This is a genomic window from Agrobacterium sp. YIC 4121 (assembly GCF_002008205.1).
GTDB classification, from domain to species: Bacteria; Pseudomonadota; Alphaproteobacteria; order Rhizobiales; family Rhizobiaceae; genus Agrobacterium; species Agrobacterium leguminum.
Genome location: NZ_MRDI01000027.1, coordinates 204,311 through 213,346, shown reverse-complemented (window position 1 = coordinate 213,346; position 9,036 = coordinate 204,311). Strand labels below are relative to the sequence as shown.

General features: G+C 59.9%; 9 protein-coding genes. 5 read left to right on the top strand and 4 right to left on the bottom strand.

Annotated features, from left to right (window positions below; all coding sequences use genetic code 11):
* The first annotated feature begins 82 nt into the window (after nt 1-82).
* Nucleotides 83-1,348, top strand: coding sequence for a GGDEF domain-containing protein (locus BTE54_RS22660; protein WP_065654026.1), 1,266 nt, complete (start codon nt 83-85; stop codon nt 1,346-1,348).
* Between the two features lie 43 nt (nt 1,349-1,391).
* On the opposite strand, the gene BTE54_RS22655 is transcribed toward BTE54_RS22660, so the two are convergent.
* Nucleotides 1,392-2,009, bottom strand: coding sequence for an FMN-dependent NADH-azoreductase (locus BTE54_RS22655; protein WP_003521585.1), 618 nt, complete (start codon nt 2,007-2,009; stop codon nt 1,392-1,394).
* Between the two features lie 149 nt (nt 2,010-2,158).
* Here BTE54_RS22655 and BTE54_RS22650 point away from each other — a divergent pair, with 149 nt between their 5' ends.
* Together BTE54_RS22650 and BTE54_RS22645 are read left to right on the top strand one after the other, a co-directional pair.
* The gene (locus tag BTE54_RS22650; protein ID WP_078054048.1) at nt 2,159-3,127 is read left to right on the top strand and encodes a LysR family transcriptional regulator; all 969 of its coding nucleotides are present in this window, start codon (nt 2,159-2,161) and stop codon (nt 3,125-3,127) included.
* Nucleotides 3,128-3,398: 271 nt separating this feature from the next.
* Nucleotides 3,399-3,941: a DUF2087 domain-containing protein gene (locus BTE54_RS22645; protein WP_078054047.1), complete on the top strand. Its 543-nt coding sequence runs from the start codon at nt 3,399-3,401 to the stop codon at nt 3,939-3,941.
* A 179-nt stretch (nt 3,942-4,120) separates the two neighbouring features.
* Here BTE54_RS22645 and BTE54_RS22640 read toward each other — a convergent pair whose 3' ends face one another.
* The 3 genes from BTE54_RS22640 to BTE54_RS22630 form a co-directional block, all read right to left on the bottom strand.
* Nucleotides 4,121-6,109 (bottom strand): bifunctional 2',3'-cyclic-nucleotide 2'-phosphodiesterase/3'-nucleotidase, encoded by a 1,989-nt coding sequence (locus tag BTE54_RS22640; RefSeq protein WP_059752563.1) that lies wholly within the window; start codon nt 6,107-6,109, stop codon nt 4,121-4,123.
* Nucleotides 6,110-6,316: 207 nt separating this feature from the next.
* The gene (locus tag BTE54_RS22635; RefSeq protein WP_003502271.1) at nt 6,317-6,652 is read right to left on the bottom strand and encodes a PilZ domain-containing protein; all 336 of its coding nucleotides are present in this window, start codon (nt 6,650-6,652) and stop codon (nt 6,317-6,319) included.
* A 97-nt stretch (nt 6,653-6,749) separates the two neighbouring features.
* Complete coding sequence (locus tag BTE54_RS22630) at nt 6,750-7,217, bottom strand: DUF1203 domain-containing protein (RefSeq protein WP_078054046.1); 468 nt, start codon at nt 7,215-7,217, stop codon at nt 6,750-6,752.
* A gap of 164 nt (nt 7,218-7,381) precedes the next feature.
* On the opposite strand from BTE54_RS22630, the gene BTE54_RS22625 reads away from it, so the two are divergent.
* Both BTE54_RS22625 and BTE54_RS22620 read left to right on the top strand, forming a co-directional pair.
* Nucleotides 7,382-8,269, top strand: a complete 888-nt coding sequence (locus tag BTE54_RS22625; protein ID WP_065654021.1) for a DUF4344 domain-containing metallopeptidase — start codon at nt 7,382-7,384, stop codon at nt 8,267-8,269.
* 54 nt (nt 8,270-8,323) lie between these two features.
* Nucleotides 8,324-8,968 carry a dihydrofolate reductase family protein gene (locus BTE54_RS22620; RefSeq protein ID WP_078054045.1) on the top strand — a complete coding sequence of 215 codons (645 nt, stop codon included), beginning with the start codon at nt 8,324-8,326 and terminating at the stop codon, nt 8,966-8,968.
* Nucleotides 8,969-9,036: the final 68 nt, after the last annotated feature.

Sequence of the window (9,036 nt, the reverse complement as noted above, 5' to 3'; positions counted from 1 at the left end):
GTTTGCTTCGGCCTATCCTCCTCAAAATGTGAAGCCGCGCGCCACTGACGCCGCGCGGCGCGTAGAGGTAAGGCATGCGCCGATGCAATGGGCAAATCTCGCCCTCTTTCTGACGGAAGCCGTCGTCTATTTCTCGGTAATGACGGCCTTCCTTCATTACCGGCATATTCTCGGCATCGGTGTTTTTCTCACCGCGCTGGGCGTCATGCATTTTCTGGAAACCTACCTGGCGGCCGTATTTTACGTGCAGCTGCCTTTCGGTGTGGCATCGCCCGGCTCCTCGATCCTTTTTGCCGGCAAGCTGATGATGATCCTCATGCTCTATATGCGGGAGGACGCGGCGGTCGTTCGACAGCCGATCTACGGCCTGTTTCTCGGCAATATAGTGACCGTCATCATGGCGCAGATCATCCGTTTCCATCAGACGGTGGCGATCGTTCCCGGGCAGTCGGTCAGCACCGCATTTCTGGATGACATGGGCGTGCTGATGGTTTGGGGAACCAGCCTGCTTTATATCGACGCCATCGCCATCATCCTGTTTTACGAAAAACTGGGGCGTTATCTGCAGCGCCATATCGTACTGCGCTTTGCGATCTGCGGCGTCGTTATCCTGAGCTTCGATCAGGCGGGTTTTTATGGGGCGCTGCGATTGTTGTTCAACGCCCCTCTCGATGTCTTTTACGACGGCTGGAAGGCGAAGATGGCGGCAGTCGGCATCTATTCGCTGCTGTTTGCCACCTATCTCTGGCTGACATCGGCCAAGGGCCGCTTTCTGACACGCCGCAGCGTTGCCGATGTCTTTAACGATCTCACCTTCAGGGAACGTTACGAGGAGCTTCTGTCCCGCTCCGGACGCGATATGTTGACCGGCGTATCGGACCGCGCCCGCATGGAGCTCGATGCGCCCTCCGTCGTCGTGGAGTGCCTGGAGAAAAAGCGGCCGGTCAGCGTGCTGATTGTCGATATCGATCATTTCAAGACCGTCAACGATACGTTCGGACACCTGCAGGGCGATGATATCTTGCGGGAATTCGCCGCCGTCCTGAAGCGCGCGGTGCAGCCGCTGGGCCATCTCTACCGCTTTGGCGGTGAGGAATTCGTTGTCCTCCTGCCGGCAATGGCGCATGAAACGGCGCTGGCATTTTCGAACAATCTTCGGGCAGCGATCCTTGCGGACCTGCAGCGGCCGGACGGTTCGCCGCTGACCGTCAGTATCGGCGTCGCCACCGCTTTCGAGGATGGACAGCTTTTCCGCGCGCTCCTATCGGAGGCCGATGCGCGGCTCTATGCGGCAAAAAATAACGGCCGGGACCAGGTCCACGGCCGTTACGGAATGTGGGTCGGCTGATACCGGCAACCCTGGCCGGCATCGCCCAGACATTCGATGTGCCTCAGGCGGCCTGCGCCAGCTCGGCAACCTTGGCTTCAGCGGCAGCCACAGCCTTTTCGACGGCTTCCGGACCGAATGCCAGGCCTTCGACATAGATGACTTCCACATCGGTCATGCCCATGAAGCCGAGAACGGTCTTCAGGTAAGGAACGGCATGGTTCATCGATACCGCCGGGCCTTCGGAGTAAACGCCGGCAGCGGCCAGTACGATGTAGACCTTCTTGCCAGTGGCGAGGCCGACCGGGCCGGTTTCGGTGTATTTGAAGGTCTGGCCGGCGCGGGCGACATTGTCGATCCACGACTTCAGGCCGGAATAAATGTTGAAATTGATAAGGCCGGTGCCGATGACGACGGTGTCGGCGGCGAGAAGCTCGGTCACCAGCTTGTCGGAATAATCGGCGGCAACCGCTTCTTCGGCGGTGCGCTGGTCGGGCGCCTTGCGGATGGCGGCGGTCTTGACGGTGTCGAGATGCGGGATCGGGTCAGCAGCGAGATCGCGGTGGACAAGGGTGTTGGAAGCCGACTTGGCCTTCAGCTTGTTTGCGAGTTCACCGGCAAACTTGTTGGAAACCGATTCGTCGCCACGCGGGCTGGAGGTGATGAGAAGAATGTTGGACATGGTCTTTCCTTGCATATGCGATGAATTGACGGGCGCCTTGGGAGGGCGGGAGAGCACGATGCCCTTCCTTTGCGCTCTATATGAAAAATTACTGCCATCAAGAAAACTGTGATAATGTGGAAGCAATCTATCGATGAAATGGATGGGACATGGACGCGAACCCGACCCTCGATCAATTGCAGGTGTTTTTGACGGTTGCCGAGACCGGCAGTTTTTCCGCCGCGTCACGGGCGCTCAATCGCGCCCAGTCGGTGGTCAGCTACACCATCGCCAATCTCGAGGCGCAGCTTGAAGTGACGCTGTTCGAGCGCAGCGGCGTGCGCCAGCCGAAGCTGACGGATGAAGGCCGCGCCATGCTGGAGGATGCAAGGCGCATCGTCGCCGGACTGCAGGAGATGCGCGCCCGCGCCAAGGGGCTGAAGCAGGGGCTTGAGGCGGAACTCTCGGTCGCCATCAGCACCATGGTGCCGGCGGAGGCCATGGTGGCCGTGCTGCGGGATTTTCGCCAGCAATTCCCAACCGTCACCCTCAGCCTCAATGTCGGCGAGCTGGGCATGGTCATGGAGATGGTGCTCTCCCGCAAGGCAGGTGTTGGCATTGGCGGGGCGATGCTGCGCCAGGATGATGAACTCGTCGTCGAAAAGGTCGGCCATTCCTTCATGTTGCCGGTCGTCGCGTCGGATCACCCGCTGGCGCAGATCGAGCGGCCGCTGGGCCTTGCCGATGTGCGCGAGGAGGTTCAGCTTGTCGTAACCGATGCATCCGGCCTGACCAAGGGCCGCGATTTCAATGTGCTTTCTTACAAGACATGGCGGGTCAGCGACATCGCCACAAAATACCAGCTCATCAAGGGCGGTCTGGGCTGGGGCGGCCTGCCCGCATCGATCGTTCGTAACGACATCACCAATGGCAGCCTCAAGGCGCTTGAACTCGAGGCCTATGAACAGGGCGAATATCCGCTCTTTGCGCTGCGGCGGGTCGATTCACCCGCCGGCCCCGCCGGCCAATGGCTTGCCGAAGCATTTCAGCAACGCCTCTCTGCCTGCCCGAACCACAAGGATTTCAACGGGATGCTTGCGGCACACAAGCAGAGAACCATTTCTGTCGCCGCTGAGTGACATTGTCTAACTATGTCTGGACCGAGCGGGGCCACCTTTTCCCGGCGGGGAGAAGAGACGCGCGGCAACCTCGGCGCTATGCCAGCAAGGCCAATTGACGCGGGCGGGTCGCCTGCCTATACCTAAACCACGGTCAGCAGTTCACCGAGGCATCGCCGTCCCGCAAGGGAAGCTAAACCTGCATTTTTAAAGTTTGGCAGCACTTATCCCGTGCCATGTCGGAAGCCGGCGATCAGCGACACCTTTTCGGAATGGCACTTGAGGGTAAGTCATGCCACGTTCGATCCTTTCCATTGATATCGCCGACCTCTCGACTTTCGCCAAATCCGTCCGCGAGCAGATCGGCAGGCTGGACCGAAAGCCAAGCCATGTGGAGATGCTCAATCTTCTGAGCCGGGCTGCCGGGTTTCGAAATTTCCAGCACTTGCGAGCCTCGCGCGAGCCATCCGATGACAGCGGACCATCCCGACCAGATATGCTGCCGGCAGCTAATGAGGGCAGGGTGCTGAAGACCGTTCGTGTCTTCGACGCCGCCGGCCGGCTGATGCAATGGCCGGCCCGCCGCTCCCAGCAGGAACTGTGCCTCTGGTACCTATGGGCGAAAATTCCTGCCGGGCGGAGCTTTTCCGAGCGCGAATTCAGTATTTTTCTGGATAGCCTGCACCTGTTCGGGGATGCGGCGATGCTGAGACGCGACATGGTCGGCCTGAGGCTCATCCGCCGCAACCGCGATGGCAGCGATTATCGGCGCATAGAGCAGAAACCGCAATTGGAACTGCCGCTTCTGCTGCGAGCGCTCGGTGGACGCGATTGAGGGGATAGCCCTCGGTAGTGCCGATAGTTTCGACCAAACTCGGCGTTATCCTCGGGCTTGTCCCGAGGATCTGCTACGGATTGATTTAATTCGACGTGGTTAGATCCTTGGGACAAGCCCAAGGATGACGGCAGAGCTTCACCCTGCCGCCAACAGCCGAAGGCCGCAGCCCGCAGCCCTCAAAGAACCAGACGGAACTTCGCGAAACCTTCCGCGCCGTCGCCGGCATCCTCGATCTTTGCGCCCTTGATATCGGCCGCATAGTGGCGGCCCTTGGGGCCGGTTTCGAAGATCGCCGTGGTATCGGCCACCGGCGCGAAGGACCAGTTGGCATCCGCAGACGGGTTGATGGTGCCCTGATCGATGATATAGCGCACGATCACGTCGCGGTTGGTATCGGGGGCCACGAAGATCACCTTGTCGCCGGCGATATCGGGGAATTTGCCGCCGCCGCTCGCCCGGTAATTATTGGTCGCCACCACGAATTTCTGCTCGGGATCGATCGGCTTGCCTTCAAATTGCAGGTTGACGATGCGGTTGCTGTCCGGGTTGACCGCCTTGCCGTCCTTGTCGAATTTCGCCGGTTTGGAAATGTCGATCTGATAGGTCACGCCGTCGATGACATCGAAATTATAGGACGGGAAGTCCGCATTCAGCAGCGGCGCGTCCTTTGCCCCGGCCTCGACCGTATTGAACATGCCGGCCGACATTTCCAGCCAGTTCTTCACCTGCGCGCCGTTGATCAGCACCGCCTGCACCGTGTTGGGGTAGAGGTAAAGATCGGCGACGTTCTTGATGGCGATGTCACCGGCGGGGACATCGGTATAATAATCCGCACCGCCGCGACCGCCGGACTTGAAGGGGGCTGCCGCCGAAAGCACGGGCAGATCCTTATATTGCCCTTCCTTCAGCATGTCCTTGATGTACCAGGTCTGGGCATTGGAGACGATCTGTACGGAAGGATCGTCGGCCACCAGCGCGAAATAGGAATAGAGCGGCGCGGAGGTCTTGCCGACGGGACGGCGCACATAGGCGAGGGCCGCCTCGTGATCGGCCTTGGCGGCGGCGAGAACTTCCGCCTTGTCCGTGAAATCGGCGACGACCTTGCGGTTTTCGTCGCGGTGGTAGATCGGCCGGGCTTCGGAGGTGAAGTCGACGATCTTCCAGCTCTTGCCGTCCTTTTCGAGCAGCAGGTCGATGAGGCCCATATGCGAGCCCCAGAAACCGGCCATTACCGCCGGCTTGCCCATGAGCGTGCCCTTGACGGCATCCGCACCCTCAATGCCGTCCCAGGTCTTCGGACCGGGGAAGACCAGATGCTGGTGGCCGGTGAAGATCGCGTCGATGCCTTCGACACCCGCCAGATAAAGCGAGGCGTTTTCCATGCGCTCGGTCTGGCCCTTGCCGTCGATACCGGAATGGGAAAGGGCGATGACGATATCCGCACCTTCCTCCTTCATGACCGGAACCCAGGCTTTCGCCGCCTCGACGATATCGCGCGTCTGCGCCTTGCCCTCGAGGTTCTTGGAATCCCACATCATGATCTGCGGCGGCACGAAGCCGATGATGCCGACCTTGACCGGGCTCGTCACGCCGCCGCCGTCGCGGATCTGCTTTTCCAGAATGACATAGGGCTTGAAAAACAGCTCGTCGTTCTTCGGATCGGAAGCAAGCTGGCCCTTGGTGAGGTTGGCGCAGACGTAAGGGAAACCCGCACCCGCCAGCGTGTTCGACATATAGTCGAGACCGTAATTGAATTCGTGGTTGCCGAGCGTGCCGCAATCGTAACCCAGCACGTTCATGGCGTTGATCACGGGGTGCTTGTCGCCGGCCTTCATGCCGCGCTCATAGGCGATATAGTCGCCGAGCGGGTTGCCCTGCAGGAAGTCGCCATTGTCCACCAGCATCGAGTTTCCGGCTTCGGCGCGGATGGTGTCTATGATCGAGGCCGTGCGCGCCAGTCCCATCGTGTCGTTCGGCTTGTCGGCGTAATAATCATAGGGAAAGACGTGAACATGGATATCGGTCGTTTCCATGATACGCAGATGCGCCTGGTTGGCCGCCGCACGCGCAGCAAAAGGGTGCAGCATCACCAGCGCCGAGGAGGCTGCGATGCCGCCCAGAAGCGAACGCCGGGTAATGGGGTGGAGAGCGAGAAGCGACGACATGGGAACTCCTTCGGATGAAGCTTGCTCTGTCTTGAAAAATGACAGGGTAGAAGCAATCGCAGAGGAGTCCATCACCAAAATGACAGGCCCGTGACAGATGGGCCGGTTTTCAACCGTTTGATAAATTTTTTATCGCGGGAGTGCGGCGCAGGTGTCGCCGCACCGGAGAATGCGCATCGTTTGCTCTGCGCACTACCGTGCCCTGGATCAGCGGGCGAGGGTCGGTTTCACTTCTTCGTGGAAGAAGCGGAAATAGGAGGAAAGCTGCGCCAGCGTGTTGGTGGAAAGCTTGAGCTGCAGGCCGAGGCGGTTCATGTGCTGCCATTGCACGACGCCCTCGATGAAGCCCAGATCCTCACTCTGCACCTTGACCCGGCTGCCCTTGGCGGCGGCGAAAGGTCCATCCAGCTCGAGCGCCATTCCCGTGGCGGAAAGATCGACCACACGCCCTCTGGTCGACTGGCTGAAATAATGCACGGTCGCAAAAATCCTGGTCTTGCTGCGGGGCGCGGTCCGGGTCGCCATATTAAGGTTGTTTGTCATTTTGCTGCTCAAATCAATTGTTTCCGATACCTGCATCATGGCGCGAAAAACTTGAGAGCCGTTTAGTTCTTCTCTTAAAATTGCATGTAATTGCCGATTATGCTGTGTCGATACGGCACTGATAGCAATTATTGCGGGCGGAGCGCACATGTACATAAGCGACATCCGCGCGCTCCAGAAGGTGCCGCGCGCGCGAAACGATCTCGTCTGTCGCCGTCACCGCGCCGGTGCCGTAGACGATGCGGTCATCGGCTCCATAACCGCGCACGATATAATCCGGGCTGTCCAGCATCGGCGGAATGGCCTGCGTCTGCGGATAGCGCTCACAGGCGTCGGCATGCAAAAACACCGGGCCTGTTTCCGCATAGGGCTGCAGCGAGGGAAAGGGCCGGTAGGCGAGGATCAGCATCCCTTCGCCTTCCCCGATCTGGGAAAGGCAATGGCGGCAGGGCATGCCGCCGGGAGAAACGGCTCTCTCCGGCGGATTGCCATAGGCGTCGGCGGCTCCCGCCCGGTAGGCTTCGGCTTCCTTAGCCGGCATTGCAGTGAAAACGAGATCGGTCATGACGGAGACCTCCTGGGTTGGGTTCGGCGTTGCTTCTTTGCAGCTATGGTCCCGAAACGGATCACTATCCACCCGATTCTTGACAGTCGATGCAACCAGCCCATTGCGTGACTCGTTAGCTTCGGGAATCAGTGACGCTCCTCGTTCCCGGAAGGTCTGATTTTATGTTCCGTCGTTTTCTGGCCGCCGTTCCGCTGGCTTTCGTTTCGTTGACGGCTCCGATTGACGCCGAGGCGCAGGTCGCCTCCGGTCTCGATGGCCTGTCCGACGAACAGCTTCAGCAGGCGGTCAATTTCGTCATCGGCAATGCGATCTTCTCGCTTTATCACGAGGGTGCGCGCATGCTGATCTCGGATTTCGGAACGGCGGACACGGCAAGTGTGCAGGCGCCGGCCGATCAACTGGCTGGCACGCTCATCCTCCAGGCCAACGAGGAATGGCTCGACACCGCGCTCGTCAATGCCACGGACAGCTGGTATCTGGCGCGTGAGGCGGAGACCTTGCCTGAACACGAAGCCCCGGTCTTCTCCGCGCTGGTGCCCGACAGGAGCCGAGATCGCAACATGGCCTGCCTGATGGTCGGCCGTGACAAGGACGGTTATGGCGATCTGGCCGCCATGATGGGGCTCAACAATGCCGAATTCGACAAATGCGCCGCCGCCTATCCGGGCGTTGCTTCGGCCTGGGAGAATTTTCTGAGCCCCCACCGCAGCCAGACCCCTTCCAGATTCTCCGTCAGCTACGTGCCGCCGCGCGACCCGGAGCTTGAGCCCTACGCCATCATGATCAAGGAATCGAAGGTTCTCGATCTCATCAGCCGCAGTTTTAGCGGCTATGGCTTGAAGGGGGACGTCAAGCTGACGGCCAAGTCCTGCGGCCGTCCCGACGTCTACTGGTCGGCGGAAAAGCGCGAGATCACCTATTGCTATGAACTCGGCAAGTTCCAGGCGGAACTGATTGCCGATCACCTGTTAAACACCGTCACGGAAGACAAGGGCGCTGCCGGCGGGCAAATCCCGACCGCCGCCGCTAATCTGGAACGGGAAATCTGAAGCCGGATTGCCGAACGCTGGCAATCTGGCTTCCCGATATGGGAGGAGAGTGCCGTGCCAAAGGTTGTCGTTCGCAATTTCGCCATCTCGCTTGACGGATACGGCGCGGGCCCAGACCAGAGCCTGCAGAACCCGCTGGGTGTGAACGGCGAAGAGCTGCACCAATGGGCTTTCAAGACCCGCACCTTTCATCGCATGTTCGGCAAGGACGGCGGCTCGACCGGGACGGACGAGGATTTTTCCGAAAAGAGCTTCGAAAATATCGGTGCCTGGATTTTGGGGCGCAACATGTTCGGGCCGGTGCGCGGCGCGTGGCCGGATGAAAACTGGAAGGGCTGGTGGGGCGAAGAGCCGCCATATCACGTTCCCGTTTTCGTCCTGACGCACCATGCGCGCCCGTCCTTCGAGATGAAGGGCGGCACCGTGTTCCATTTCGTGACCGACGGTATCGAGGCGGCGCTCGACCTGGCGCTGAAGGCGGCAAATGGAAGGGATGTCCGCATCGGCGGCGGCGTTTCCACCATCCGGCAATATATGGCGGCGGGCATGATCGATGAGCTGCATCTGGCGCTGGCGCCGGTTTTTCTCGGCAAGGGTGAACATTTGTTCGATGGGATGGACCTGCCCGCGCTCGGTTACCGCTGTACCGGGACCGTGGCGGGCGAGGGCGCTACCCATCTGATTATCGACAGGGCATAAATGCTGCGCCGTTAAAGGTATCTCCACCAACATTGCGCAGCGGTTCCTGCGCTGACATTTACCTCACT

Excerpts from the sequence above, each read along its gene's own strand:
- BTE54_RS22660 (WP_065654026.1), top strand. The coding sequence starts at position 83 with ATGCAATGGGCAAATCTCGCCCTCTTTCTGACGGAAGCCGTCGTCTAT.
- BTE54_RS22655 (WP_003521585.1), bottom strand. The coding sequence starts at position 2,009 with ATGTCCAACATTCTTCTCATCACCTCCAGCCCGCGTGGCGACGAATCG.
- BTE54_RS22650 (WP_078054048.1), top strand. The coding sequence starts at position 2,159 with ATGGACGCGAACCCGACCCTCGATCAATTGCAGGTGTTTTTGACGGTT.
- BTE54_RS22645 (WP_078054047.1), top strand. The coding sequence starts at position 3,399 with ATGCCACGTTCGATCCTTTCCATTGATATCGCCGACCTCTCGACTTTC.
- BTE54_RS22640 (WP_059752563.1), bottom strand. The coding sequence starts at position 6,109 with ATGTCGTCGCTTCTCGCTCTCCACCCCATTACCCGGCGTTCGCTTCTG.
- BTE54_RS22635 (WP_003502271.1), bottom strand. The coding sequence starts at position 6,652 with ATGACAAACAACCTTAATATGGCGACCCGGACCGCGCCCCGCAGCAAG.
- BTE54_RS22630 (WP_078054046.1), bottom strand. The coding sequence starts at position 7,217 with ATGACCGATCTCGTTTTCACTGCAATGCCGGCTAAGGAAGCCGAAGCC.
- BTE54_RS22625 (WP_065654021.1), top strand. The coding sequence starts at position 7,382 with ATGTTCCGTCGTTTTCTGGCCGCCGTTCCGCTGGCTTTCGTTTCGTTG.